20 protein-coding genes are annotated in these 25,697 nt (G+C 73.2%); 13 read left to right on the top strand and 7 right to left on the bottom strand.

The features are described 5' to 3' along the window. Window positions 1-299: 299 nt before the first annotated feature. Window positions 300-968 (top strand): hypothetical protein, encoded by a 669-nt coding sequence (locus tag COUCH_RS33325; RefSeq protein ID WP_249609142.1) that lies wholly within the window; start codon window positions 300-302, stop codon window positions 966-968. Between the two features lie 6 nt (window positions 969-974). On the opposite strand, the gene COUCH_RS33320 is transcribed toward COUCH_RS33325, so the two are convergent. Beyond that, on the bottom strand, window positions 975-1,415 hold the full coding sequence (locus COUCH_RS33320; protein ID WP_249609141.1) for a hypothetical protein: 441 nt from the start codon (window positions 1,413-1,415) through the stop codon (window positions 975-977). Between the two features lie 64 nt (window positions 1,416-1,479). Here COUCH_RS33320 and COUCH_RS33315 point away from each other — a divergent pair, with 64 nt between their 5' ends. The 3 genes from COUCH_RS33315 (at window position 1,480) to helR (ending at window position 5,496) form a co-directional block, all read left to right on the top strand. Next, window positions 1,480-2,490: a 1-aminocyclopropane-1-carboxylate deaminase gene (locus COUCH_RS33315; RefSeq protein ID WP_249609140.1), complete on the top strand. Its 1,011-nt coding sequence runs from the start codon at window positions 1,480-1,482 to the stop codon at window positions 2,488-2,490. After that, window positions 2,487-3,248, top strand: coding sequence for an SDR family NAD(P)-dependent oxidoreductase (locus COUCH_RS33310; RefSeq protein ID WP_249609139.1), 762 nt, complete (start codon window positions 2,487-2,489; stop codon window positions 3,246-3,248). The genes COUCH_RS33315 and COUCH_RS33310 overlap by 4 nt, the downstream gene beginning before the upstream one ends. 112 nt (window positions 3,249-3,360) lie before the next feature. Then, window positions 3,361-5,496: an RNA polymerase recycling motor ATPase HelR gene (gene helR / locus COUCH_RS33305; protein ID WP_430640847.1), complete on the top strand. Its 2,136-nt coding sequence runs from the start codon at window positions 3,361-3,363 to the stop codon at window positions 5,494-5,496. Between the two features lie 176 nt (window positions 5,497-5,672). Here helR and COUCH_RS33300 read toward each other — a convergent pair whose 3' ends face one another. Beyond that, window positions 5,673-6,212 (bottom strand): hypothetical protein, encoded by a 540-nt coding sequence (locus COUCH_RS33300; protein WP_249609138.1) that lies wholly within the window; start codon window positions 6,210-6,212, stop codon window positions 5,673-5,675. 101 nt (window positions 6,213-6,313) lie between these two features. Between COUCH_RS33300 and COUCH_RS38985 the strand changes: the two genes are divergently transcribed. Continuing rightward, a complete protein-coding gene (locus COUCH_RS38985) occupies window positions 6,314-10,540 on the top strand; it encodes an AAA domain-containing protein (protein WP_275980017.1) in 4,227 nt (1,408 codons plus the stop codon). A gap of 17 nt (window positions 10,541-10,557) precedes the next feature. Here COUCH_RS38985 and COUCH_RS33285 read toward each other — a convergent pair whose 3' ends face one another. After that, window positions 10,558-11,520, bottom strand: a complete 963-nt coding sequence (locus COUCH_RS33285) for a GlxA family transcriptional regulator (protein ID WP_249609137.1) — start codon at window positions 11,518-11,520, stop codon at window positions 10,558-10,560. Window positions 11,521-11,572: 52 nt separating this feature from the next. Between COUCH_RS33285 and COUCH_RS33280 the strand changes: the two genes are divergently transcribed. Next, on the top strand, window positions 11,573-11,947 hold the full coding sequence (locus tag COUCH_RS33280) for a cupin domain-containing protein (RefSeq protein WP_249609136.1): 375 nt from the start codon (window positions 11,573-11,575) through the stop codon (window positions 11,945-11,947). Between the two features lie 6 nt (window positions 11,948-11,953). Here COUCH_RS33280 and COUCH_RS33275 read toward each other — a convergent pair whose 3' ends face one another. Continuing rightward, window positions 11,954-13,519 carry a restriction endonuclease gene (locus COUCH_RS33275; protein ID WP_249609135.1) on the bottom strand — a complete coding sequence of 522 codons (1,566 nt, stop codon included), beginning with the start codon at window positions 13,517-13,519 and terminating at the stop codon, window positions 11,954-11,956. Window positions 13,520-13,918: 399 nt separating this feature from the next. On the opposite strand from COUCH_RS33275, the gene COUCH_RS33270 reads away from it, so the two are divergent. From COUCH_RS33270 to COUCH_RS33260, 3 genes are all read left to right on the top strand, one after another. After that, window positions 13,919-15,682 carry an EAL domain-containing protein gene (locus COUCH_RS33270; protein WP_249609134.1) on the top strand — a complete coding sequence of 588 codons (1,764 nt, stop codon included), beginning with the start codon at window positions 13,919-13,921 and terminating at the stop codon, window positions 15,680-15,682. A gap of 61 nt (window positions 15,683-15,743) precedes the next feature. Beyond that, window positions 15,744-16,133, top strand: a complete 390-nt coding sequence (locus tag COUCH_RS33265; RefSeq protein WP_249609133.1) for a cupin domain-containing protein — start codon at window positions 15,744-15,746, stop codon at window positions 16,131-16,133. 422 nt (window positions 16,134-16,555) lie between these two features. Continuing rightward, entirely contained in the window at window positions 16,556-17,017 is a 462-nt protein-coding gene (locus tag COUCH_RS33260) for a MarR family winged helix-turn-helix transcriptional regulator (protein WP_249609132.1), read from the top strand. Between the two features lie 125 nt (window positions 17,018-17,142). On the opposite strand, the gene COUCH_RS33255 is transcribed toward COUCH_RS33260, so the two are convergent. Then, on the bottom strand, window positions 17,143-19,275 hold the full coding sequence (locus tag COUCH_RS33255; RefSeq protein ID WP_249609131.1) for a TPM domain-containing protein: 2,133 nt from the start codon (window positions 19,273-19,275) through the stop codon (window positions 17,143-17,145). 64 nt (window positions 19,276-19,339) lie between these two features. On the opposite strand from COUCH_RS33255, the gene COUCH_RS33250 reads away from it, so the two are divergent. Both COUCH_RS33250 and COUCH_RS33245 read left to right on the top strand, forming a co-directional pair. Next, window positions 19,340-20,425 (top strand): S-(hydroxymethyl)mycothiol dehydrogenase, encoded by a 1,086-nt coding sequence (locus COUCH_RS33250; RefSeq protein ID WP_249609130.1) that lies wholly within the window; start codon window positions 19,340-19,342, stop codon window positions 20,423-20,425. Then, window positions 20,425-21,030: an MBL fold metallo-hydrolase gene (locus tag COUCH_RS33245; RefSeq protein ID WP_249609129.1), complete on the top strand. Its 606-nt coding sequence runs from the start codon at window positions 20,425-20,427 to the stop codon at window positions 21,028-21,030. The genes COUCH_RS33250 and COUCH_RS33245 overlap by 1 nt, the downstream gene beginning before the upstream one ends. On the opposite strand, the gene COUCH_RS33240 is transcribed toward COUCH_RS33245, so the two are convergent. Together COUCH_RS33240 and COUCH_RS33235 are read right to left on the bottom strand one after the other, a co-directional pair. Further along, on the bottom strand, window positions 21,027-22,373 hold the full coding sequence (locus COUCH_RS33240; protein WP_249609128.1) for an MGH1-like glycoside hydrolase domain-containing protein: 1,347 nt from the start codon (window positions 22,371-22,373) through the stop codon (window positions 21,027-21,029). The two genes, COUCH_RS33245 and COUCH_RS33240, sit on opposite strands and share 4 nt — an antisense overlap. Before the next feature lie 130 nt (window positions 22,374-22,503). Continuing rightward, window positions 22,504-23,574, bottom strand: a complete 1,071-nt coding sequence (locus COUCH_RS33235; protein ID WP_249609127.1) for a DNA polymerase ligase N-terminal domain-containing protein — start codon at window positions 23,572-23,574, stop codon at window positions 22,504-22,506. A gap of 72 nt (window positions 23,575-23,646) precedes the next feature. Here COUCH_RS33235 and COUCH_RS33230 point away from each other — a divergent pair, with 72 nt between their 5' ends. Together COUCH_RS33230 and COUCH_RS33225 are read left to right on the top strand one after the other, a co-directional pair. Next, a complete protein-coding gene (locus COUCH_RS33230; protein WP_249609126.1) occupies window positions 23,647-24,312 on the top strand; it encodes a helix-turn-helix transcriptional regulator in 666 nt (221 codons plus the stop codon). A gap of 158 nt (window positions 24,313-24,470) precedes the next feature. Then, window positions 24,471-25,580 (top strand): FAD-dependent monooxygenase, encoded by a 1,110-nt coding sequence (locus COUCH_RS33225; RefSeq protein WP_249609125.1) that lies wholly within the window; start codon window positions 24,471-24,473, stop codon window positions 25,578-25,580. Window positions 25,581-25,697 lie beyond the last annotated feature (117 nt).

The raw sequence follows: 25,697 nt of genomic DNA, 5'->3' as shown, positions 1-25,697 counted from the left end.
CCGTCCGTTGATGTTCGCAGGGCTGTCACCCGCTCGAAATATGGGACGGATTCACTGTGAATAGAGGACCGACCCGCGAGCTGACATGCAACTTGCACATGCGGTTCGCCGTGCAAGTTGCATGTTCGCGGGTCCCGGACCTGCTGCTCCAGCGTCGCCGCAACGGTTTGATCGTCCCGCCGGCTTTCATTCATGACCGTTTCTGAGATCTCATCGGAATTCTCTTCCAGTCGATCTCCGGAGATGGAACTCTTCTAGCCAGACCGTAGCGCCAGCGACACGGACGGTGGTGGTACCGAATGCGTCCAGACGTTCTCGTCGGTCCGAGCGAGTGGGTGGTCGAGCAGTTCGGCGACAAAGTCGCCGCCGAGCTGTGGACCCGGGTTCCCGAGGCATTGAGCACGGCGATCGATCGTGAAGTCAACGCCCGCCCCTCGACGACGCAGACCGCGGAACGGATCCTCGCCAACCCCCGGTGGCCCCTCCCGTACGAGGAACTCGTGCTGTTCCTGGGCACGTTGCCGGGAGCCGAGATCATCAGTGTGCCCCGGTCGGTCTACCAGCTCGTGGTCATCAACGGGCACGTGGTCGTCCCGTGGTGCTACGGCCAGTCGGCCGGCGACTCCATGCGCGACGCCCCGGTGGGCCGCTCGTTCGGGCGCCTCGCCCGGGAGCTGCTGCGCCGGTTCGGCCCGCCGTGGCGGCGGTCGCAGGTCGAGACCCCGCTGCCGCTCGACGCGGTCGACGAGCGGGAGGTCGCGAAGATCTGCGCCGCGATCGCCCGGATCGAGCCCACGCCGGAGGTCGTCATCGCCGGGTACGCGGGCGCGCCGCACCTCGGCCTGCTCAGGGCCTGCCTCGGTGAGATCAAGTCGACGGACAACGGCTCGCTCAACTGGAGCCACATCGACGACCTGCCCCTGCCGCCCCCGGTCATCCCGCGTCCGCGCCGCATGCAGTTCCCCTGACCGGGCTCACGTGGGGAAGACGCACATCCTCCACTCGTCGTCCACCTCGTCGAGGACGTAGACCTCGTCGGCCGTGGAGCCGTCCGCGCGGCGGATCTGGGCACCGACCGTCGCCCGCCGGCGGTCGTAGTCCACGTTCGTCGACGTGATGCGGTAGCCCGTGATCGCCTTGCCCTTCGCCGGCCCGGCGAGATCCTCGCGGGCGAACTCCTCCTTCGCCTCGGCGCAGAGGCCGTCGTACCCGGCGGGGCTGAGCCCGTCGCGGTAGTCGTCGATGAAGGCGGACGTGGCCTTCTCGGCCGCCTTGTCGAGGTCCGTCACGTGCTTGAGCCGGAAGTAGAGCCGGCCTATCCCGAGGGCGCACGTGAGGAACACGAGAACGAGCACCGTACCGAGGACGAACGGCCACTTCTTGCGCTTGCGGGGCGGGGCGGCGGGTGTGGTCACGGCGCCACGATAGAGGGTTGTCGATCTTTTCCGCGGCCCCGTCCGAGCTGCGAGAATGGCCCGCATGTCGCTGGATGACTTCGAGCGGTTCCCGCTGCTCTTCGGCCCCTCGCCCGTGCACCGCCTGCACCGGCTCACCCGCGAGCTCGGCGGCGCGCAGCTGTGGGCCAAACGGGAGGACTGCAACTCCGGGATCGCGTACGGCGGCAACAAGACGCGCAAACTGGAGTACCTGGTGGCCGACGCGCTCGCACAGGGCTGCGACACGCTCGTCTCGATCGGCGGGGTGCAGTCCAACCACACGCGGCAGGTCGCGGCCGTCGCGGCGTACGCGGGGCTGAAGTGCGTCCTCGTGCAGGAGAGCTGGGTCGACTGGCCGGACAGCGTCTACGACAAGGTCGGCAACATCCTGATCAGCCGCCTCGCCGGTGCCGACGTGCGCCTCGTGCGGGCCGGGTTCGGCATCGGCTTCAAGGAGAGCTGGGAGCGGGCGCTCGCCGAGGTCGTGGAGCGGGGCGGGAAGCCGTACGCGATCCCGGCCGGCGCCTCCGACCACCGCCTCGGCGGCCTGGGCTTCGCGGGCTGGGCGCGCGAGGTCGCCGAGCAGGAGGCGCAGCTGGGCGTCTTCTTCGACACGATCGTGGTGTGCTCGGTGACCGGCAGCACCCAGGCCGGGATGATCGCCGGGTTCGCCGCGCTCGGCGACGACCGGCCGCGGCGGGTGCTCGGCATCGACGGCTCGGCGAAACCGGCCGAGACGTGGGCGCAGGTCGCCCGCATCGCCCGGGACACCGCCGCGCTCATCGGTGTCGGCCGCGAGCTGCGCGACGACGAGATCCTGCTGGACGACCGCTATCACGCGGGCACGTACGGCATCCCCGACGAGGCGACGGTCGCGGCGATGCGCCTGGCCGCGAGCACCGAGGGCATGGTCACGGACCCGGTCTACGAGGGCAAGTCGATGGCCGCGATGATCGATCTGGTCCGCCGCGGCGAGATCCCGGCATCGTCCACAGTGCTGTACGCGCACCTCGGCGGCCAGCCGGCGCTCAACGCGTACAGCGCGATCGTATGACGTCCTGCGTGGTCACCGGCGGCGGCCGCGGCGTCGGGCGCGCGATCGTGGAAAGGCTGGCCGGCGACGGCGCGACCGTGGCCGTGCTCGAGGTCGACGCCGCCGCGCTCGACTGGGCCACCGACCGGCCGGAGATCGTGCCGGTCCTCGGCGACGCGGCGGACCCCGAGGTGGCGGCCCGGGCGGCGGCAGCGGTGCCCCGCCCGCTCACCGGCTGGGTCAACAACGCGGCGGTGTTCCGCGACGCCTGGCTGCACGAGGACCCGGCCGCGGTCGCCGACCTCATCGGCCGCAACCTGCACCCGGTGCTCGCCGGCACAGCCGCGGCGCTGCGAGCCGGCTGCACGGCCATCGTCAACGTGTCGTCGCACCAGGCGCAACGGGCGGTCCGGGGCGCACTTCCGTACGCGACGGCGAAGGCGGCGATCGAGGGCCTGACCCGGGCGGCGGCGGTGGACTACGGCCCGCGCGGCGTACGCGTCAACGCGGTGGCCCTCGGCTCGATCGCCACGGAACGCTCGGACACCCACGTGGCCGGTCTCTCCCCGGCCGCCGCCGAGCACTTCACGCGGGAGATCGCGGCGCTGCAACCGCTGGGACGGATGGGACGGGCGAGCGAGGTCGCAGAGGTGGTGGCGTTCCTGCTCTCGGACGCGGCGAGCTTCCTCAACGGCGCGATCATCCCGGTGGACGGCGGGCGATCCGCCCAGGGACGAGACCCGGAGTCGGCTCAGGGACGGGATCCGGAGGAGGTCTGAACACTCCCCGCCACTATTAACGTATATCGCACCCGGGGGCTTGCCGCAAGACCCGGGGTGGCGCGCAAAATCGCTGGTCAGAGCCCTGTTTCCGGCGAAAGAGAGATGCCGCGTGAAGCCGCTGACCGCCAGCGCGTTCGACCTGCCCGACCGTCTTGCCGCCAAGGCGGAGCCCGCGCTGATCGCCGCCGATGAGCGGCACTTCGCGGCCATCGCCACCAGCCTCGACCGGTCGATCGCCGATCTGTCCGAGCGGCTGGAGGCCGAGCGGCGGGCGCCCGCCGGGAAGGGCCGGCAGGCGGTGGACCGGGATACCGAGGTTCGCCGGCTCGCGGCCCGGCTGCGGACGCTGCGGCGTTTCGGGCTGGACCTGTGTCTCGGGCGGATGGTCGAGGCGGACGGCGGCGAGCCGGTGTACGTGGGCCGGCTCGGGCTCACCGACGGGTCGGGGCGCCGGTTGCTGCTCGACTGGCGGTCACCGGCGGCGGAGCCGTTCTTCGGTGCCACCCATGCGAACCCGATGGGGCTGGCGAGCCGGCGCCGGTACCGCTGGACCCGCGGGCGGATCACCGACTACTGGGACGAGGTCTTCACCGCGGACGGGGTGGAGGGGCACGCCGCGCTGGACGACCAGTCCGCCTTCATCGCGAGCCTGGGCAGCAACCGGTCGGCGCGGATGCGCGATGTGCTCGGCACCATTCAGGCCGACCAGGACGCGATCATCCGCGCCGGGTCCCGCGGCGCCCTCGTCGTCGACGGCGGACCGGGTACGGGCAAGACGGTCGTCGCGCTGCACCGGACGGCGTACCTGCTCTATTCGGATCCGCGGCTGGGGCATCGCCGGGGCGGGGTGCTGTTCGTCGGGCCGCATCAGCCGTACCTGGCGTATGTCGAGGACGTGCTGCCGAGCCTGGGCGAGGAGGGCGTGCAGTCGTGCACGCTGCGCGACCTCGTCGCGGAGGGCGCCACGGCGACCGTGGAGACGGATCCGGAGGTGGCCCGGCTCAAGGCATCGGCCGCCCTCACCCGAGCGATCGACGCGGCCGTCCGGTTCTACGAGGAGCCGCCGGCCCGGGCGATGACCGTTTCCGCCGGTGACGCCGACGTGCGGCTCGACGCCGGCGACTGGGCCGAGGCGTTCGAGGCGCCGGGGCCGGGGACCCCGCACAACGAGGCGCGCGACGAGATCTGGGAGGAACTGCTGACGATCCTGCGGCACAAGTACGACGGGGACGAGCCGGACGAGACGGTCCGCCGGGAAGTGCGCGCCGCCTTCAACCGTGCGTGGCCGGTGCTCGAGGCCACCGACATCGTCGGGGATCTGTGGTCGGTGCCGGCGTACCTGCGTCGATGCGCCCCTTGGCTGAGCGTCGAGGAGATCCGTACGCTCCAGCGAAGCGACCCCCGGGCCTGGACGGTCTCCGACCTGCCGCTGCTCGACGCGGCCCGGCAGCGGCTCGGTGACCCGGAGGCGTCCGGGCGGAAGCGCCGGCACGAGGCCACCCTCGCCGCCGAACGGGCCCGCATGGCCACGGTCGTCGACGAGCTGATCGAGGCGCACACGTACGACGACGGCGAGGGCGTCCTGGCCAGCCTGCGCCAGCTGGACCTGCAGGACGCGCTGGTGGACGAGGCCGTCCTGCCCGCCGCCGACCCGGACCTGCTGGCCGGCCCGTTCGCGCACGTCGTCGTGGACGAGGCGCAGGAGCTGACCGACGCGCAGTGGCAGATGCTGCTGCTGCGGTGCCCGTCGCGCAGCTTCACCATCGTGGGCGACCGCGCTCAGGCCCGGCACGGGTTCACCGAGTCCTGGCAGGAGCGGCTGGACCGGGTCGGGTTCGACCGGATCGCCATGGCGTCGCTGACCATCAACTACCGGACGCCGCAGGAGATCATGGCGGAGGCGGAGCCGGTCATCCGGGCCGCGCTGCCCGACGCCAACGTGCCCACGTCCATCCGCAGCACCGGTGTCCCGGTGGCGTACGGATCGGCGTCGGACCTGCACCGCATCCTCGACAGCTGGCTGGCCCAGCACGCCGAGGGCATCGCGTGCGTCATCGGAGACCCTGCTTTCCGGGGTACGGCGCGCGTCCGGTCGCTCACCCCGGAGCTGTCCAAGGGCCTCGAGTTCGACCTCGTCGTGCTGGTCGATCCGGAGACGTACGGCACGGGCATCGAGGGGGCGGTCGACCGGTACGTGGCGATGACCCGGGCGACCCAGCGGCTGGTCCTGCTCACGAGCAGGTAACGAAACGGCCGGTTGCGGCCGGACCGGGGTTGCCGGTCGAGGCGCCCTTGATCAATGATCTTGGCTTTCGCCTCCACAGGACGGATGCCTCGATGCGGCGCCCCTTGGGCCATATTGCTCTCATCACGGCGCTGGTCGCCGGGACGTCACACCTCGGGATCGTGCGGTAGGGACGCCTATGCGGCGAGGCATCCGTCGTCGGGCAGCCGGCCCGCGATGTAGCCCCGGATCCCCGCGGTGTCCTGCAGGAGCACGACGCAGGCGGGGCCGGTGGCGACGGCGGCCAGAACGCTGCCGGCCGCGGCCAGGTCGTCCGTGCGAGCGACGCGCGCCACCGCGTCGAAGCCGGCATCGGACAACGCCCGGCGTGCGCTCTCCGCGCCCGCCGCTGCCGAATCCACGAAGACCTGCGTCGCCTTGTCCGCCACGGGCTCGGCGGCGGATCGTTGTGCCGCGCTGAGCTCGGCGCGGCGCCCGAAGTCGGCCAGCAGGCGGGCACAGTGGTCGCCGGCCGTCGCGTCGCAGGCGAAGCCGAAGGACACCGGCTCGGCCGCCTGCCCGGAGGCCGAGCCTCCGTCGCTCGCCTCGGCGGGCGCCGGGGAGCCGGCGTGCGGGCGTGCCACCACGACCGCGAGCACGGCTATGACGCCGGCTGCCGCCGCGAGGATCACCAGGCGCAGCCACCCGCGATCACCGGCCGCCCCCCGCATGATCATGGCGCCACTCTAACAGTGGGACACGGCACGGATCCGGGTCGATCACGGCCGCTTCCGCGGGCCGGGCCGCTGCCGGGCGACCATCGGATAACCTGCGAAGAATGCCCGAGCCGCAGCCCGAGACGCCGACCGTCATCCGGGACCGGGCCGTCTCCGTCGCCGACTACCTCCTGGCCGTACGCGCCCAGATGGAACGTCCCGCGCGCACCGTGCCGGCCGAGGCGCACTGGCTCGACGCACTGCCCGCGCATCCCGCGTGTGAGGCCGGCCCGGGTGCGGACGGCACGAGCTGGCTGCGCGTCGGGCTGCCGGAGCTGCCCGGGTCGCCGCCGGTCCCCGCCGAGCTGCGGCGCCGGCTCACCGAGGTCAGTCCGGCGGCCGAGCCGGTGCTCGTGGACGAGCCGGTCGACGACGGCTTCGCGGCGTGGCGCGACGAGGTGTGGCGGCCGTGGTCGCTGCTGAGCCGGTCCGCCGAGCAGACCCGGGTGCTGCACCGGCAGCTGTTCGACCTGATGCACCAGGTCGACATGGCCGCGGCCACCACCGAGCTGGTGTGGGGCCACGGCATCCTGGAGACGGTCGTCGACGGTCAGCGGGTGCGTTATCCGCTGATCGCGACGCCGGTCCTCGTGGAGTACGAGCCGGACCGCTCGCTGATCACCGTGTCGCCGCAGGGCCCGTCCCGGCTGCAGACCGACGCGCTGGCCGGGATGGACGAGCGCTATCTCGGGCAGCTGCTCGCGCTGGCCGGTCCCGCCGGCACGCTCGAGGTGGACCTGTGGAGTGACCTCGAGCGGCGCGAGCTGTTCGAGCGGGCGCTCGGCCGGCTCGGGTACGACCGGGTCGTGGTCGCCGCCGGGCAACACGCGGCCGGACCGCACATCGTGGACACCGGCGTGCTGTTCGCCCGGCCCAGGCAGCGCCTGCTCCGCGGGTTCCTCGAGCGGCTGCGCGACCGGCTGCTCGCCGGCGACACCGAGGCGGTCGGCGCGCTCGCCGCGATCGTCGCGCACGAGCCCAGCCGCCTGCGCATGCCCGGCGACCGGCCGGAGGACTGGCAGCGGGTGGGAGAGCGGCTGCTCATGCCGTTGTCCACCAACGAGGCCCAGGAGTCCATCGCGCGGCGGCTCGCCGAGCACCGCAACGTGGCCGTGCAGGGACCGCCGGGCACCGGTAAGACGCACACGATCCGCAACCTCATCTGCCACCTGATGGCGAACGGCAAGCGGGTGCTCGTCGTCGCGCAGAAGGAGGACCCGCTGCGCGTGCTCCGCGACGGCCTGCCGGAGGAGGTGCAGGCGCTCTGCCTGGCGGTGCTGGGGCGTACGACGGATCAGCTCGTGCAGTTGCAGCTGGCGGCCCGCGAGCTCTCCGACCGGGCGGCCACTCTGGACCGCTCCGCCGAGGCACTGCGGGTGCAGCGGCTCACGCGCAAGCTCGAGGAGGCCGAGCGGGAGCTGGCGCAGGCGCTCGGTGGCCTGCGCGCGGTGGCGGAGAACGAGGACGCGACGTTCCGCGTCGACGGCGTGGACCTCTCGCCGGCCGACGTCGGCACCTGGCTGCGGGAACGGGCCGCGGCCCACGGCGGGATCCCGGACGCGGTCGGGCCGGCCGACGAGCCCCCGCTGAGCGGCGAACAGTTCGCGGACCTGCTGGACCTGGCCACCCGGCTCGCCCCGGCCGACCGCGCCGCGGCCCTGCGGCAGCTCCCGGATCTCGCCGCCCTGCCGGGCGCGGCGCAGGCCAAACAGGACCGGGCCGATCGGTGGGCGGCCGCCGAGCGGGTGTCGCGCCTGGAGGCGGCCGGGGTCGACCCCGATGCCGTACGCGCACAGGGCGCCGAAACCCTGGCCGAGCTGCTGGACGGCCTGCGCGACGCGGTGTCCTGGCTGCGCCGCCGTGAGGGTACGTGGACCGACCGGCTCGGACGTCTCGTCGCCGACCCGCACTGGGCCACGGTGTGGGCCGACCACGTGCTCGCCACCGAGGAGTTGCAGCGCTCCCTGGCCGACCTGACCCGCCGGCTCGCCGGGCACCGCGTCGCCGCGCCCGCCGCGCTGACCTCCGCGCCGAAGCGGCTGCTGGCCTCCCTCGCCGAGCTGCGCGAACGGTTCGCCGCCGGCAAGGGTGTCAACCGGCTGCTGCAGGCGGCGCTGTGGAAGCTCGCCGAGGAGGTCCGGGTCGACGGCGAGCCGCTGCGCTCCGCCGACGACACCGACCTCGCGATCGCCTGGGTACGCCGCCACCAGGAGCAACGCCGGCTGGGCGAGCACTGGGCGGAATGGATCCAGCGCCTCGGCATCCCGCCGCGCGAGGGCGATCCGGAGGTGTGGGCGGGGACCCTGCTCGCCGAGGCGGCACAGTCGCTGGCCTGGGACTCGCAGCGCTGGCCCGAGCTGTCCGTACGCCTGGCTCAGCTCGTACCCCAGGAGGAGCTGGACCTCGACGCGGCCCGGCTGACGGAGGTCTCGGCGCTGCTCGACGACAGCCCGGTCGTGCTGGAGCTCGACGAGCTGGACGCGGCGGACCGGGCCGTGGCCGACCACCTGGCCCGCTGGCCGCGGCTCGCCGCGGCCTGGCGCACCCTCGACGGCTGGGACGAGGCGCTGGCCGCGACGCAGCGGCTCCTCACGCTGCGCCCCGAGGTCACCCGGTACGGGCAGCTGCGCGACCGGCTGGCGGCCGTGGCCCCGGAATGGGCGGCGCAGATCGAGGCGGGAGCCGTGCCGGCGGTCTCCGGCGCGGCGTGCCTGCAGGCGTGGCGGTGGCGGCAGGCGCAGACCTGGTTCGACCTGGTCGTCGGCAGCGTCGACCCGGCCGTGCTGAGCCGCCGAGCGGAACAGGGCCGGGAGCGGATCCGGCGGCTCACCGGCGACCTGGTCGTCGCGTCGGCGTGGCTGGAGGTCGCCAAGGCCCTCGACGACCGGCGCCGCGCCGCACTCGCCGACTGGACCACCGCGCTGCGCAAGATCGGCAAGGGCACCGGCCGCAGCGCCGCCGCCTGGCAGGCGCACGCCCAGCGGGCCATGGCCGCCGCGGTGGAGGCCGTGCCGGTCTGGGTCATGTCGGTGGACCGGGCGATCGAGCAGTTCGCCGGCGGCGCCCACTTCGACGTGGTGATCGTCGACGAGGCGTCCCAGGCCGACCTGTTCGCGCTGCCGGTGCTCTCGCTGGCGGAGCGGGCCGTCGTCGTCGGCGACGACCAGCAGATCGGCCCACAGCTGGGCTTCGTGGGGCCGGTCACCGGGCTCATCCACAACCACCTCGGCGACGTGCCGTCCGCGGAACACTTCGACCCCGAGTCGTCGCTGTACGACCACGCGGTGCGGCGCTCGCCGGAGCGCATCCTGCTCACCGAGCACTTCCGCTGCGTGCCGCAGATCATCGAGTTCTCGTCCCGCCACTACTACGACGGCAAGATCCAGCCGTTGCGCGCCGACCGCCCGGCCTTCGCGCCGGTGCGCGCGGTCTTCGTGCCCGAGGGGGTACGCCAGCACCTCGCCGCGTACGGGGACGTCAACGTGGCCGAGGCGGACGCGCTGGTGGACCGGGTCGCGGCGATCGTGGCGGATCCGGCGTACCGCGGGCGGACCCTGGGCGTGATCAGCCTGCTCAGCACCAGCGGGCAGGCGACGTACCTGCTGGCGCGGCTGCGCGAGACCATCGGCGAGGACGAGATCCAGGCGCGGCGGTTGCGGGTCGGTGACGCGTACACGTTCCAGGGCGACGAACGCGACGTCGTGCTGGTGTCCACGGTGGTCTCCGACAACGATGAGCGCGTCGCGGCGTTCACCAAGCGCGAGTACCACCGCCGCGTCAACGTCGCCGCGTCCCGCGCCCGCGACCAGCTGTGGATCTTCCACTCGGTGCAGCCGTCGTCCCTGCGCCCGGACGACGCCCGCGGGCTGCTGCTGACGTACGCGCTGAACCTCACCACCCCCGGCCCGCAGCCTGACGCGGAGCTGCTGTGCGAGAGCGGCTTCGAACGGGAGGTGCTGCGCCGCCTGCACGGCCGCGGCCACCGTCCGACACCGCAGTTCCGCATCGGCGGCTACCGCATCGACTTCGTGCTCAACGCGCCGGACGGCCGCCGGCTGGCCATCGAGTGCGACGGGGACGCGTACCACGGGCCGGAGCAGTGGGAGAGCGACATGCGCCGGCAGGCCGTGCTGGAACGGGTGGGCAACTGCGTGTTCGTCCGCATCCGCGGCAGCATCTTCGCCCGCGAGCCGGAGGCGGCCCTGCGTCCGCTGTGGCAGCGCATCGAGGAGCTGGGGATCGCCCCGGCCGTGCCGGCCGTCCCAGCCGGCGACCAGCCGCAGCGGTGAGATTCTCCGCGGCCCGGTCAGCGGGGACCGAAGCGCCGGCGGTATTCCGTCGGGGTCAGGCCCGTCTGCCGGCGCATGAGCGTGCGCAGGTTCGTTCCCGTGCCGAGGCCGGCGCGGCGGGCCACCACGTCGGGGCGGGTCTCGCCGCGCTCGATGAGGCGGCAGGCGAGGGCCACGCGTTCGCCGGTCAGCCAGGCCAGGGGAGTGGTGCCCAGCTCGGCGCGGAAGCGGCGGTGCAGGGTGGCCTGGCTGACGGCGGCGCGGGTGGCCAGGTCCGCGATGGTCAGGGGCCGGTCGAGGTGTTCCTGGGCCCAGGCCAGCAGCGGCGCCAGCGAGTCGTCGGGGATGGGCGGGACGGGTCGTTCGACGAACTGCCGCTGGCCGCCGTCGCGGTGCCCGGCGAAGACGAGCCGCCGGCCGACCGCGTTGGCCACTTCGGCGCCGTGGTCGCGGCGGACCACGTGCAGGCCGAGGTCGAGGGCCGCCGCGCTGCCGGCCGCCGTCAGGATGTCGCCGTCGTCGACGAACAGGACGTCGCTCTCCAGCGTCACCTTCGGGAACCGGGCCCGGAAGGCGTCGGCCCACTGCCAGTGCGCGGTGGCGCGGCGGCCGTCGAGCACACCGGCCTCGGCCAGGGTGAAGGCGCCGCTGCAGAAGCCCAGGAGCCGGGCTCCGCGCTCGTGCGCGCGCCGGATCGCGGCCAGCACCGCCGGATGCCGGGGTGTCTGCGTGTCGGGCCGGTTGGGCACGATCACCGTGTCGGCCTCGTCGACGGCATCGAGCGGCGCGACGCCGGTCAGGGTGAAGAAGCCGTCGCGCATGCGGGTGGCCGGTGCCGCGGCGCACAGCCGGAAGTCGTACAGGTCGCGCCCGAGCTCGGGGCGGCGGAGCCCGAAGATCTCCATGGCGCAGCCGAGCTCGAACGGGTTGGAGTTCTCGTCCACCACCACGACGACTCGATGCGAGGATTCTTTCGGCACGTGCGATTCCTAGCAGTTCCGGCGTACGCGGGGAAGGGCTGAGGATCGAGTGATGAGCGAACCGATCTCCCTGACCGCCGCCCTCGCCTCCTTCGATGAGCTGTGGAGCCCGCGCATCGTGACCAGCGTCAACGACTACGACGTGCGCATCGCCAAGGTGCACGGCGAGCACGTCTGGCACACCCACGACCACACCGACGAGTTCTTCCTGGTCCTCGACGGTGAGCTGCGCATCGCGCTGCGCGACCGGGAGGTGGTGCTGGCCAAGGGCGACGTGTTCACCGTGCCGCGCGGCACCGAGCACAAGCCGTCCTCCGACGGCGGCGCGGCGATCCTGATGTTCGAGCCGAGCGGCACACCGACCGTGGGGGACCGGCACGAGGAGGTGCCCGGCCACGTCGACGCGACGACCGGGCACGCCCTCTGACGCCGCTCAGGCGCCGTCGGATTCGATCCTCGCCTTGATGCCCAGGTGCTCGGCGAGGAGGTTGAGCAGCGCCGGCCCGTCGAGCAGCTCCAGCGGCCGGCCCGTCCCCGTGTCCTGTGCGTCCGCCTCGTAGCCGTCCAGGGCGACCAGGATGCCCTTGGTCGCGCCCGCCGCGGCGACCGCCTCGGCGAGCGCGCGGGTCGTCGTCGCGTCGACCGGGCGGCCGCGGACGGCGTGCACCACCACCGGGCCGCCGAACAGCGGGCGCGGGTCGGTGGCCTCCCAGCGGCCGTCCGTCGCGGCGCCCATCGCGAGGCCCATGGTGCCGAACAGGTCGGCGATGGTCTGCTCCCACTCCGCCGGTTCCATCGTCGCGAGGTTCGGGCGCTCGTCGATGTCGCGGAGGACGTTGAACTCCTGGGTCGAGTCGATGGCGTCCCGGTCCAGGTCGACGGTGGGGGTCACGCCTTCCAGCTCCGCCGGGCTCGGCGACAGGCCGGCGTGCAGGTGCTTGAGGCAGGCCACCGGGTCGACCCGGCGCAGCTTGATCGCGGCGAACGTGTCCCGGTCCGTGCGCAGCGACACCAGGCACGGCCGCACGAAGCGGCCGGTACGGCGGTCGATGGTGTCCACGATGCCGTTGAACAGCACCTCCGCCACCAGGCCGCCCCGGTCCGCCTCGATGATCTCGTGCACCGTACGCAGCGCGACCATCGAGATGATCTCGGTGTAGCGGCGCCGGATCTCGGCCTCGTCGCGCGGTACGGCCATCAGGTCGTCGCGGACCCGGTCGTAGCGGTACTCCTTGACGACCGGGATGACCTCGACCGGCGGGAGGTGGTACTCGACGAGCAGGTGTCGCTTCTTCGGCAGGTACGCGAGCCGGAAGTGCTGAGGGAAGTCGTCCGGGTACACGGAGTTGCCGAGCACCATCGCGAAGTACTCGACCACCGCGGCGGGATCGGCGTTCGCCACGGCCGCCGCGAACCGGTCCACCTCCGCGTTGTACGCGAGCAGCTTCGCCTCGTAGCGACGGCGGTTCTCCTCGTACTGCCGGCGACGGGCGGCCAGTTGACGCGTACGAGCCGCCTCGCGTTCCGCCCACTGCGCCTTGGCCTGCGCGAACGCGCGTTCCGCCTGCGCCATCTGCTGCTGGTGCAGCCGTTCCCCGCCCAGGATCTTGCCGACGCCGCGGGGCTCCTGCGGGGCGTAGCTCTGCCACGACGGCTCGGGCGCCGGGCGGCCCAGGGGTCCCGGGTCGAACGGCGGCACCTCGATCGGCTTCTTGAACCGGTCCAGGTCGATGTGGTCGTCGACGTCCAGCGTGGACAGCAGCAGCGAGTCGAGGTCCGTCAGCCGCGCGCGCAGGTCGGCGTTGGCGGCCGCGGCGTCGGCGGTCCGCGCCTCCGCGTACAGCCGGCGGTGCTCGCGCTGCCGTTCCGCGTCGGCGGCGGCCTGTTGCGCCGCCGCGATCGCCAGGTCGGCGTTGCGCCGGATCAGCTGCCGCTGCTGGGTGGCCGCCGTCCGTGCCCGTTGCTCGGCAGCCGCCTGCGTCGCGTGCGTGCGCTGCATGTCCCGAATGATGCCCATGCGTCGTCGTCCTCGCTCACGTGTCCGAACGGCCACCATATCCACCGCCTCGTGATCTCGTTACGGGGAGCACCGCCGCGAGCGCTCAGCGTGCATATTGATCGAGCCCGACGGGTAGGAGTCGCACATGGTTCCACAGTCGGCACTCAACGTAACTGTCCGTCATGGAAGCTCGCGGTACCCGGCCACGCAACGGCGCGGTCCGGGCGTCAACCGATCGGCTAGATTCACTCTCTGATCGGGCTAGAACTGCCTGTTCGCCGATCTGCCCGGCGAGGTGCGAAAACATTGTCGCGGCTGCCCCCTGTTACCGGGGGCGGTGACGGGTTGTAGTAGGTCAGGGGTATCGGTTCACTCGTTGAGGGGAGGTGGGGGCGGCGCATGACGGCACCCGATGAGCGTTTTCCCCGCCCGCGCGCCCTCCGCGACCGGCTCTCCCGGCGTCCCCGGCTGAGCCCCAACGCCGGGCCCCAGCAGCCTCGGCTGCCCGAGTCGCGCACCCCCGTCGAGGACGAGGCCTGGTTCACGTACCTGGCCGACGGCGACCGGATCGTCTGGTCCGACGGGCTCGCCTCGCTGCTCGGCAGGCCGCCCCGGGACACTGAGGTCAGCCGGCAGATCCTCGCCCGCCACGTGCACCGCGACGACCACGCCAAGGCGCTCGGCTCGATCACCCGCGCCTGGACGGCCCGCGAGCCGGTGCGCACCACCGTACGGCTGATGCGCGCGGACGGCGGCTGGTTCGACGTCGACTGCAAGCTCGAACCGATCGCCGGAGACGACGGCGCCGTCAACGGCATCCGCGGAGCCCTGCGCGACGTGTCGGCCCGCGAGCGCGCCCGCCGCGAGGTCGCCCGGCTCACCCGCCGCGGCGAGACCGTGCGGGCCTCGGTGATCGAGCCCGACCCGGCGACCGGCCTGCTCACCAGGGCCCGGTTCGCCGACGAGATCGACCGCGCCCAGCGCCGTGGCGGGGGAGCGCTCCTGGTGGTCCGGGTGGAACCGGACCGGGAGGACGGCGAGCGCTTCGACCGGAACGCTGATTTGTTGCACCGTGCTGCGCGCGTACTCGAAGGGATCGTCAGGCCGGACGACCTCCTGGGCCGTGCCGGCCCGCACGAGATCGCCGTGCTCCTGCCCGGCGCCTCCTGGGTCATGGCCCGGCGGCAGGCCGACCTGTTCGTCGAAGCGCTGCGAACGCAGCCGTTCGTGCTGCCCGACGCATGGGTGCATGCCCGCGCGTGGGCCGGGCTCGTCCGCTTCCGGCCGGACGGCGAGGCCGGCAGCCACGACCTGCTGATCGACGCCGAGCAGGCCTGGCGCCAGGCCCGCGAGGCGGACCGCCCGGTGACCCTGGTCGCCGACCCGGTGCCGGCGCGGGCCCGGCAGGGCACCTACCGCAACCGGGTGGCCGACGCGCTCGGCACCGACCGGTTCACGCTGTTCGCGCAGCCCATCCTGGAACTGCAGACCAACCTGGTGCTGCGCCACGAGGTGCTGCTGCGGGTGCTCGACGGGACCGGCGGCCCGCAGTCGCCGATCCAGGTGCTGGACACCGCCGAGCGGCTCGACGCCGTCTACGACATCGACCTGTGGGTGGTCGAGCGGGCGATGGAGGTCGCGGCCTCGCTGCCGGGCCACTTCTTCCAGATCAACCTCTCCGGGCGTACGGTCGGCGACCCGCGCCTGACCGGCGAGGTCGAGGCCCTGATCGACCGGTACGGCGTGAACCCCGAGCAGCTCACCTTCGAGATCACCGAGACGGCGCTGATCGGCAACCTCAGCGAGGCCCGCCACTTCGCCGACCGCATCCGCGACCTGGGCTGCCAGCTGGCGCTCGACGACTTCGGCTCCGGGTACGCGTCGTTCCGCTACCTGCGGCTGTTCCCCATCGACCTCGTCAAGATCGACGGCGAGTACGTCCGCAACCTCGTGCACAGCCCGGAGGACCAGGTGCTGGTGCGGGCGCTGGTGCAGGTCTGCCAGGCGTACGGCATCCACACGGTGGCCGAGTTCGTCCAGGACGAGCCGACGCTGCGGATGTTGCGCGAGTTCGGCGTCGACTACGTGCAGGGCTACCTGATCGGACGGCCGGAGCCGGTCGCGGCGCTCGGGCCACCGACGCAGCGCCTTCGCCCGTCCTGACCGTTATGCCCCGGCCCGTCCGGTGCGATTGCCGGACGCCCGGCCGGGGTAACGGGGCAGCATGGAGCACTACACGATCGCGACGATTGCCGAGAAGAGCCCGGACTTCCGCCGGGTGCTGTGGACGGGCAAACACACCCAGCTTGTGATCATGACGATCCCGCCGGGCGGCGAGATCGGCGAGGAGGTCCACGAGGTGGACCAGATCCTGACGTTCGTGAGCGGCACCGGCGAGGCCAAGGTCAGCGGCCAGACCCGCAAGGTGAACCAGGGCGACCTGGTCGTGGTGCCGGCCGGCCACAAGCACAACTTCGTCAACGAGGGCCCGAACCCGCTGGTGCTGTACACGGTCTACGGACCGCCGGAGCACGCCGAGGGCGCGGTGCACAAGACCAAGGAACAGGCCGACAAGCTCGAAGAGGCCGGCAAGGACGAGCCGCCGCAGTCCTGAGCGTCGGCGCTCCACGACCCGCCGTCTGTGCCGTCCGGGTGCTCCGCCCTGGACGGCGCAGAGCGGGGGCTTCTTCTTTCCGGGACGGCACAGCGCCGGGACCGGCCGAGGCCCCCCAGCCAGCCGGTCCCGACGCCGCGCCGGGGGTGGAAAGTTCGAGCGGAACAATACTCTTGAGGCTTCAAGGAAGTCGATCGACGTGCCCGATCGTTCGGCTCCCGTTACCCGAAGGGGGCGTGCGTTCGTGCAGGTCGCCGCCCCTCTCGTCGCCGCACCGGCATTCCGAATCGGACGGACGCCTCCGTACTCACCGCTACACCATGCCGCCGTCGGGTTAGGAACCCTCGTCAGCGGCGGTGGCTCACGCGCGGTCGCCCACCCGGGCGCTGAGCGGTCCCGGACAGGTCATTAACCTGCAGGCCATGGACGAGCCGAGGTGGTTGACGGAGGAACAGCAGCAGACCTGGCGCCGCTTCGTCGAGGTCCTCGTCAAGCTGCCGGCCGGGCTGGAGGGCCAGCTGCAGCGGGACGCGGGCGTCACCCACATGGGATATCTCGTCCTCGCGACCCTCTCCGAGCGTCCGGACCGGCGCCTGCCGATGAGCCGCCTCGCGAAGAAGGCCAGCGCGTCCCTGTCCCGCCTCTCCCACGTGGTGGCCCGCCTCGAATCCCAGGGCTGGGTACGCCGCGAGCGCGACCCCGAGGACGGCCGGGTCCAGATCGCCGTGCTGACCGACGACGGCTACCGCAAGATCGTCGAGACGGCCCCGGGGCATGCGGGCATGGTCCAGCAGCTCGTCTTCGACCGGCTGAGCCCCGCGCAGGTACGCCAGCTCGCCAAGCTGTGCGACGCGCTCCTGGAGAACCCCGCCGACCAGCCCTGACCCGCGGCCGCAACCAGCCCTGACCCGCGGCCGCGCAACGAGCCCTGACCCCGCGGCCGGGGCCCGCACGCGCTGGTGCGATCTCCGCGAGGTCCCTGGACCGCGATCTCCGCCAGGCCCGGGGATCAGAAGCGGCCGCCGCCGCCCGTGCGCCGTCCCCGGCTCGCGCTGCCCCCGAAGCCACCGCCGGACCAGCCACCCCCGCCGCCGGACCCGCCTCCGGACCACCCGCCGGGATATCCGCGCGATCGCCCGCCACCGGCCAGGATCCCGCCGAGCACCGCCCCGGCGAACGCTCCCGGGTCGAAGCCGGCGGCCCCGTACCCGCCCGAGCCGTACCCGCCCGGGCCGTACCCGCCCCAGCTCTGCACGTCCGCGTGCGCCGCCTGGCTGGCCGCGGCCGCGTGCTGCTGGGCCTGCTGCGCCTCGGCGACGGCCGTGGCCGGGTCGGAACCGGCCAGGCTCTCCGCGAGGGCGAGGTGGCGCTGTGCCTCGCTCAGCGCCGCACGCGCATCCGCGTCGATGACACCCCGGCGCGTGCTGATGAAGTCGGTCGCCGCGGCAACCTCGGCCCGCGCGACCGGCAGCGCCTGGGCCAGCACGCTACGTGCCCGGGCGGCACGTTCGGCGGCGTCGCGGGCCTCGGCGAGCGCCCGGTCGAGGGCTGTGTCGGCGGTCTGCAGGACGGCGACGGTCGCGATCGGATCGGGCTTGACGGCGGTCAGCCGGGTCCGGGCCTCGGCGACGGCCTGTTCCGCCCCGGCCACCGCCGCACCAAGGCCGGCCACCCCGCCGCTGCCCCCGGCCCCGCCGCCGCCACCCGAGGTGATCGCGGCCCGGCCCGCGGCGATCTCCACCTCCAGCTCGGCGATCAACGCATCGGCGGCACTGCGCGCCGCGACCAGGTCGGTGGACGCGCGGTGGACGGCCGCCACGAGCTGCTCGGCCTGTCCCACCGCCTGCTCGGCCGCGCGAACCGCCAGCGCCGCCTCAGCCCGCGCACCCCCGGGCACTCCGCCGCCCGGCACTCCGCCGCCCGGCACCGCGCCGCCCGGCACCGCGCCACCGCTCCCGGCGGCCGCGCCGGAAGGCTGCACGACCGCACCGGGCCGGCTGTCCGCAGAGACTCCGCCTCCCGACGCCGGGACGGACGCCAGCGCAGCCCGCGCCCGCTCGAGCGCGTCCGCGACGAACTGCAGCCGTTCCCGCGCCTGGTCCACGTTGCCGGAAATGCCGGTCACCGTCTGGCCGTCGTACCGGTCAAGGAGCTCTTGCCGGACCGCCGCGGCCTCCGGCAGGGTGGCCTCGGCCGCGAGCCGGCGCTGATCGACCTGCGCCGCGACCTCGGCCGCGCGGCCCTCCAGGTCGCGGAGCCGGTCGAATGCCTCGGACTCCGCGTCGAGCCGTTCGTCGGCGGCGCGGCAGCGCGCGATGATCTCCGTGAGGGTGCGGCGGCGGGTCTCCTCGTCGGGGGCCGGCTCCTCCTCGAGGGTCATCCGGAGCCGGAAGGCCTCCGCCACGTCCTGGCGGGACGCCTCGAGCGCCGCGCGGAAGCGGGACGTCTCGGCCTCGCCGTACTGCGCGGTGGCCAGGCCCAGTTCGCTCTCGCTGGCGCGCAGGTCGTCGTCGAGCTCGATCAGGAGCGCGTTGGCCTGGGCGGTCAGGTCCGCCGTCGGCGGGCCCTCCGGCTGCGCGGAGGCCACCGGCCGGGTGCGCCGGCGGCGCAGGAAGACCCAGAGGAGGCCGCCGGCGATGACCACCGCGAGGATGACGAAAATCCACACGTACGAGGCTGAGCCGCCGCCCGCCGCCTTCTCGTAGCCGGCCGCCGCGGCCACCACCGCACCCGCCCAGTCGTTGCGGCTCAGCGCGGGCTCGATGTCGTCCTGCTCGACCTTGCGCAGTTCGGCGTCGGAGAGGCGCGAGTCCTGTGGCGGCGACGTCCAGTACGCCCGGTCGCCGGTGGCCACGGCCAGCAGCGCGTCGCGGTCGCCGAGGTCGCTCAGACGGGCCGTCTGCTCCGTCCACTCCTGGGCCGGGGTGCCGTCGAACGAGTCGACGTACACGACGAAGAGCTGGATGCCCGTTTTCTGCTGCAGTGAGCTCAGGGCGGCGTCCACCCGCGCCCGGTCGCCGCCGAGCGCGCCGGCCGTGTCGGTGACCTGGGTGGCCAGGCGCGACGGGGGGTCCGCCCTGGCCGGGGCGGGTACGAGCAGCAGGGCCAGGGTGATCAGCAGGATCCGGCGGGCGAACGTCACCCGCTCACCGTAGATCCTGGGACCGACACTTCGCGCCGCCGGGCGCAGGTGGCAAGGTGGTGCCATGAGCCAGCGAGTCAACGGAGTCATCGCCCGGGCCAAGGGTGCACCCGTGGAGGTCACCACCGTCGTCGTGCCGGATCCCGGCCCCGGCGAGGCGGTCGTCAAGATCCAGGCGTGCGGGGTGTGCCACACCGACCTGCACTACCGCGAGGGCGGCATCAACGACGATTTCCCGTTCCTGCTGGGTCATGAGGCGGCGGGGATCGTGGAGACCGTCGGCGAGGGCGTCACCGACGTCGCGCCGGGCGACTTCGTCGTGCTGAACTGGCGGGCCGTGTGCGGTCAGTGCCGCGCCTGCCGCAAGGGCAAGCCGTGGTACTGCTTCAACACCCACAACGCGGCCCAGAAGATGACGCTGGAGGACGGCACCGAGCTGTCGCCCGCCCTGGGCATCGGTGCGTTCGTCGAGAAGACACTGGTGCACGCCGGGCAGTGCACGAAGGTGGACCCGGCCGCCCGGCCCGCCGCGGTCGGCCTGCTCGGCTGCGGGGTCATGGCCGGCATCGGCGCGGCCATCAACACCGGCGGTGTGACCCGCGGTGACTCGGTCGCCGTGATCGGCTGCGGCGGGGTCGGCGACGGTGCCGTGGTCGGCGCCGCGCTGGCCGGCGCCTCCCGGATCATCGCGATCGACACCGACGACCAGAAGCTGGAGTGGGCGCGCAAGTTCGGCGCCACCCACACGATCAACGCCCGTGGCACCGACGTCGTGGCCGCGGTCCAGGAGCTCACCGACGGCAACGGCGCCGACGTCGTCGTGGAGGCCGTCGGCCGCCCGGAGACGTACAAGCAGGCGTTCTACACGCGCGACCTGGCCGGCACGGTGGTGCTCGTCGGCGTGCCGACGCCGGAGATGACGATCGAGCTGCCGTTGCTGGACGTGTTCGGCCGCGGCGGGGCGCTCAAGAGCAGCTGGTACGGCGACTGCCTGCCGAGCCGCGACTTCCCCATGCTCACCGACCTCTACCTGCAGGGCCGGCTCGACCTCGACGCGTTCGTGACCGAGGAGATCCGGCTCGACCAGGTCGAGGAGGCGTTCGGGAAGATGCACACCGGCGGCGTGCTGCGCTCGGTGGTGCTGTTCTGATGGGCGTACGGGTCGATCACGCGGTCACCAGCGGCACCTTCTCGCTCGACGGGGAGACGTTCGACGTCGACAACAACGTGTGGGTGGTCGGCGACGACAGCGAGTGTGTGGTCATCGACGCGCCGCACTCCGTACCCGCGATTCTCGAGGTGGTGGACGGCCGCAAGGTCGTCGCGATCGTCCTCACCCACGCGCATGACGATCATGTACGCGTCGCCCCGGAGCTCGCGGAACGCACGGGCGCCCCGCTGCTGCTCCACCCGGCGGAGGACGTGCTGTGGAAGCTGACGCACCCCGGCGTGCCGATGCCCGCGCCGCTCGGTGACGGCCAGGAGATCACGGTCGCCGGCACGACGCTGCGCGTGCTGCACACGCCGGGCCACAGCCCGGGGGCCGTCTGCCTGTATGCGCCGGCGCTGGGCTGCGTCTTCACCGGTGACACGCTGTTCCAGGGCGGCCCGGGTGCGACCGGCCGCTCCCACAGCGACCGCCCGACGATCGAACGCTCGATCCGGGAACGGCTGCTCACGCTGCCCGGCGAGACCGTCGTGCACACCGGCCACGGCCCCGACACGACCGTCGAGGCGGAGGCCGGGAACCTCTAGGCCGCGCGGGCGTAGGCGGGCACCGAGCGGTCCGCGAGCAGGTCGAGCGTGAGCGCGGCGGTCCAGCTGAAGGCCGGCGCGCCGATGCCCTCGCCGGTGACCGGGTGGAAGTACTCGTAGTGCCCCGAGCCGTGGACCAGCCGCAGCATCGCCAGGCGCAGGTCCTCGGCCTCGTCCCGGTAGCCGTGCACCAGCATGCCGCGGCGCAGCAGCCAGTTCATGTTGATCCAGATCGGCCCGCGCCAGTAGCGCACCGGGTCGAAGCCGGGCGCGGTCCGGTCGAAGCTCGGGACCGGCAGGCCGGTGTCCCGGGGCAGGCCGAAGCGCGGCGACGCGGCCTCCGCCAGGACGGCGGCGGCCCGGTCCGCCGGCAGGTCCGGCAACATCAGCGGCAGGAGGCCGTTGATGCACCGGGCCGCGCTCAATTCACGGGTACGCACATCGCGCGCGCGGAAAGTCGCCGTCTTCTCGTCGTACAGGCGCCGGGAGATCGCCTCGGTGATCTCCCGCGCCCGCCGCCGGTGCGTGCCGGCGTCGGCGCCGACCACCCCGGCGATGTGCGCGAGGGCCAGTTCCGCGGCGGCCCGGATCGAGTTGAAGGCCGGGCACTCGACGACGAAGGCGTGCCGGTGGGCGAGGCCGGTGTCGGCGTACCCGCCGTCGCGGTAGTCGAGGACCAGGCCGAGGTAGCGGGCGTAGTCGAGGTCGGTGGGGCGGTGCGCGGCATCCGCCACCTCGAGGTCACGGCGGTGGAAGCGCCGCAGCAGGCCCATGTCGGCCGGTACGGCGGCCAGCGCCGCGTCCCACGACGGGCTGTTGTCGAGGCCGGACTCCCACGGGTGCACGATGCTGGCCAGCCCGTCACCGCCGGCGTCGCGGCGCCGGCTCAGGTAGTCCTGCTGGGCGACGAGCCGCGGGTAGAGCCACGCGAGCTGCTCCCCGGCCTCGCGGGCGCACACCGCACCGTGCGACACGGCCCGGCGGTAGATCTCCCACGCGGCGATGGCGTGCAGCGGCGGCTGGGTCAGCCCGGTGCTGCCGCGGGCCGGCCGCCCGGCGTACGCCGGCACGTCCCAGAACGCCGGCCCGGGGAAGTAGGCGCCCTCGGCGGTACGCGGGTCGAAGACGATGTGCGGGACCCGGCCGTCGGGCCACTGCGCGTCGAAGAGGCTGCGCAGGTCACGCCAGGCGCGCGTCGGATTGACGTACGCGAGCCCGATGGCGATGAACGCGGCGTCCCAGCTCCACTGGTGGGGGTAGAGCCGGCGGGACGGCACCATGTGGTCGCGGGACCAGTTGGTCTCGAGGACGGCGGCGGCGGAGTTCCAGAGTTCAGCAGACATGTCATGAGCCACAGCGTTGGTCGGGAGCGTCTGCATACTGACCTTTCCGCCGCCGGGACGAGCAAACCTTCCTGATCGGGCGAGCGGCGCCGGCCTGAAGCACTATTGAGCGGAAATGCGGCGGATCACGCTACCCGGCGTCGATCGCCAGCCACAGCCGGCTGCGCCGCCCCGGCAGGTACGGCGAGTCCAGCCGCTTCGCGACGATCCCGCCCAGGCCCTGCGCCGCCGCCGTCTCCAGCGCGAACGTGCCACCGCCCGGGAAGTACGGCGGCGTCTGCCAGTTGTCGCCGGCCACGCCGAGCCCCTCCAGCAGCTCCCGCCGCTCCGAGTAGCGCATGAGCTCCACCGTCGAGTGGCCCTCCAGCCACAGCAGGTCGTACGCCAGGAACTGCACCGGGGTCCGCTCCGCCGCCCGCCGGGCCGCCGCCGCGTCGCGCGGGGCCTTGCGGCGTTCCAGCAGCTCCGGCGAGACGGTCGAGCCGTCGAACGCCACGATCTCGCCGTCCAGCACGGCCTCGAGGGGCGCGAGGGCGGCCCCGAGCGGCCGCAGTTCCGGGTACCACGCGGTCACGTCCGCGCCGGCCGGGTCGGTGAGGCGTACGCGTCCGCCCGAGACGTAGGCGATGGTGCGGCGGCCGGCCCAGCTCAGCTCGTACCCCCAGTCCCCGTCGTGCGGCGGCAGGCCGGCGGCCCTGGTCGCGAGCATGGGTTCGACGGTCTCGGGCATGCTCTCCCAGCCCGGCTCCGGCGGGTCCATGCGCCGCACCATCCAGTCGCGGCCGCCGGTCTGGAAGAACACGTAACGGCCCGAGGTCCGGTCGCCGTGGAACGTGACACCTATCTCATCGTCGCGCCACTTGTCCGCCTCGTACGTGCCGTGGTCGTGGATCGTCATGCGACCGCCGCCGTACTCGCCCTCCGGGATGTCGCCGGCGAAGTCGAGGTATTCCAGCGGATGGTCCTCGGTGTGTTTTGCCAGGTAGTTGCGGGCCTGGTCGCGGGGGAGGCCACGCGGCACGGCGAACGACACGAGCACGCCGTCGCGTTCCAGGCGTACGTCCCAGTGCAGGCTGCGGGCGTGGTGCTGCTGGATGACGAACCTGCTCCGGCCCGTGGGCCGGGGCCGGCTGCGCGGTACGGGCTCCGGCGTGCGCCGCGCGTCGCGCTTGCGCCGGTACTCGGCGAGCTGGTCGGTCATACCCCGATTGTCCGCCGGAACTACATCGCTGTCATTCGCTGGATTGTCGTACCCCCGTGGCACGGTCGACCCATGTACGCGGAATGGCCCTCGTCGCTGCCGCACGTCGTCGCGTGGCGCAGCATCGTCCCGCCCGGCGCCCCGCCGAAACGCATCCTGCCGGACGGCTGCCTCGATGTGATCTGGCAGGACGGCCGGGTCTTCGTGGCCGGACCGGACACGACGGCCCAGGTGGCCGCGTCGCCGCCGGACAGCAGGCTCTTCGCCGTGCGCTTCGCCGACGGTGTCGGCCCGTCCGTGCTGGGGGTGCCCGCCGACGAGCTGACCGACCGCCGGGTCGCATTCGACGCGCTCTTCGGCCCCGCCGAGACCCGCCGGCTCGCCGAGGCCGATGATCCGCTCGCCGCGCTCGAGGCCTTCACGCGGCGCCGCTGGCGCCGGCCGGACCGGGCGATGGTCGCCCTGGCCGACGCCGCGCGGACCGGCATCCCGGTCGGCGCGATCGCCGATTCCTGCGGCCTCAGCGCGCGGCACCTGCTCCGTCGCTGCACGGCCGCCTTCGGGTACGGCCCCAAGACGCTGGCCAGGATCATGCGGATGCAACGCGCCGTGGCGATGGCCCGGGGTGGCCGCCCGTTCGCCGACGTCTCCGTGGCCGCCGGATATGCCGACCAGGCCCATCTCGCGCGGGACGTGAAGGCACTGGCCGGCGTGCCGCTGACCAGGCTCGTCCGGTGAGGAGCCCGGATGCGGGGGCGATCCGGGCTTCGGACACTTCGGAGTGTCCGTCTCGAACAAAACGGACGTGATCATGACCGCGGGTTCCGTGGTTCGGTGGCGGCCGGTAGTGTCTTGGCTCCGACGCGTATCGAACACCCCTCGGAGGCGGTGCTGCGATGACCTTGCGCATCCTTGTCGTAGGCGCCGGCATCAGCGGTCTCGCCGCCGCCCGAGGCCTCCGGGTCGCGGGTTTCCGCCCCGACGTGGTGGAGGAACTGCCCGCCACGATGCTCCCGGGCGCCGGCATCTACCTGCCCGGCAACGCCTCGCGGGCCATGCGCCAGCTGGGCCTCGACGCCCCGCTGCGCCCGCTCGGCGACCTCATCTTCCGGCAGGTCTTCCAGGACAGCGCCGGCCGCGAACTGTTCGAGATGGACGTCGCCGCGCTCTGGGCCGGGGTCGGGGAGTCGCGGGCGCTGTCCCGCGCCGACCTGCAACAGGTGCTGCTGACCGGCGTCGGCGGTGAGGTGCGCTACGACATCGCCGTCCGGGACCTCGCGATCGTCGACGGCGCGGCCAAGGTCGAGTTCAGCGACGGCGCCGTCGCCGAGTACGACCTCGTGGTCGGCGCGGACGGGCGGCGCTCCACGGTGCGCGCCAAGGCCGGGCTGGGCGGTCCGGCCACCCCGACGGGACAGATCGTCTACCGCAGCGTGGTCAGCGGGGGGCCGCCGCTCAGCGACTGGACCGCGCTGCTCGGGCGCCGTTCGCAGTTCGTGGCCATGCCGATGGGCGGCCGCAGGCTGTATTGCTACGCCGACGAGACCGCCGAACCCTCCACGGCCAACCCCGCGGATCCCCGCGCGCGCCTGCGCGAGCTGTTCGGCGACTTCGGCGGGTGCGTGCCGGCCATCCTCGACGCGGTGGAGAAGGTCCAGGTGGCCCGGACGGACGAGGTCGTCATCGACAACTGGTCGACGGGACCGGTGCTGCTGGTCGGTGACGCAGCCCACGCCACCGCGCCCAGCCTCGCCCAGGGCGCGGCCATGGCGCTGGAGGACGCCGTCGTGCTCGGCGAGGTGCTCAAGGCCTGCGGGGGCGACGTGCCGGCGGCGCTGAGCGCGTACGAGCAGCGCCGGCGCGGTCGCTGTGACCAGGTGCGCGAGCACACCCGTGAGTGCGACCGGACCCGCGACGTGCCGCCCGGAGAGCGCGACCCTATGCTGCGGGAGCGGGGCCAGCAGATCTTCACCGGTCAGTACCGCGGGCTGGTCGAGCCCTTCTGAGACCGGGGTGGTCTTTGGTCACCCCGCGCCCGCCGGGGGTCGGCGGGGGACTATTCTGCCTGCGAGGTACGCCTTTCACGCGGGCGTACGCAGTGGGACGAAACGAGACACCGGAGG

Source organism: Couchioplanes caeruleus, assembly GCF_023499255.1.
GTDB classification, from domain to species: Bacteria; Actinomycetota; Actinomycetes; order Mycobacteriales; family Micromonosporaceae; genus Actinoplanes; species Actinoplanes caeruleus_A.
Note: the sequence above shows the minus strand (reverse complement) of the source record. Positions and strands in the feature narration are given on the sequence as shown.

Bases quoted from the DNA above. Each gene is read 5' to 3' on its own strand.
- COUCH_RS33325 (WP_249609142.1), top strand. From the start codon at position 300: ATGCGTCCAGACGTTCTCGTCGGTCCGAGCGAGTGGGTGGTCGAGCAG.
- COUCH_RS33315 (WP_249609140.1), top strand. From the start codon at position 1,480: ATGTCGCTGGATGACTTCGAGCGGTTCCCGCTGCTCTTCGGCCCCTCG.
- COUCH_RS33310 (WP_249609139.1), top strand. From the start codon at position 2,487: ATGACGTCCTGCGTGGTCACCGGCGGCGGCCGCGGCGTCGGGCGCGCG.
- COUCH_RS33300 (WP_249609138.1), bottom strand. From the start codon at position 6,212: ATGATCATGCGGGGGGCGGCCGGTGATCGCGGGTGGCTGCGCCTGGTG.
- COUCH_RS38985 (WP_275980017.1), top strand. From the start codon at position 6,314: ATGCCCGAGCCGCAGCCCGAGACGCCGACCGTCATCCGGGACCGGGCC.
- COUCH_RS33280 (WP_249609136.1), top strand. From the start codon at position 11,573: ATGAGCGAACCGATCTCCCTGACCGCCGCCCTCGCCTCCTTCGATGAG.
- COUCH_RS33275 (WP_249609135.1), bottom strand. From the start codon at position 13,519: ATGCAGCGCACGCACGCGACGCAGGCGGCTGCCGAGCAACGGGCACGG.
- COUCH_RS33270 (WP_249609134.1), top strand. From the start codon at position 13,919: ATGACGGCACCCGATGAGCGTTTTCCCCGCCCGCGCGCCCTCCGCGAC.
- COUCH_RS33265 (WP_249609133.1), top strand. From the start codon at position 15,744: ATGGAGCACTACACGATCGCGACGATTGCCGAGAAGAGCCCGGACTTC.
- COUCH_RS33260 (WP_249609132.1), top strand. From the start codon at position 16,556: ATGGACGAGCCGAGGTGGTTGACGGAGGAACAGCAGCAGACCTGGCGC.
- COUCH_RS33250 (WP_249609130.1), top strand. From the start codon at position 19,340: ATGAGCCAGCGAGTCAACGGAGTCATCGCCCGGGCCAAGGGTGCACCC.
- COUCH_RS33245 (WP_249609129.1), top strand. From the start codon at position 20,425: ATGGGCGTACGGGTCGATCACGCGGTCACCAGCGGCACCTTCTCGCTC.
- COUCH_RS33240 (WP_249609128.1), bottom strand. From the start codon at position 22,373: ATGTCTGCTGAACTCTGGAACTCCGCCGCCGCCGTCCTCGAGACCAAC.
- COUCH_RS33235 (WP_249609127.1), bottom strand. From the start codon at position 23,574: ATGACCGACCAGCTCGCCGAGTACCGGCGCAAGCGCGACGCGCGGCGC.
- COUCH_RS33230 (WP_249609126.1), top strand. From the start codon at position 23,647: ATGTACGCGGAATGGCCCTCGTCGCTGCCGCACGTCGTCGCGTGGCGC.
- COUCH_RS33225 (WP_249609125.1), top strand. From the start codon at position 24,471: ATGACCTTGCGCATCCTTGTCGTAGGCGCCGGCATCAGCGGTCTCGCC.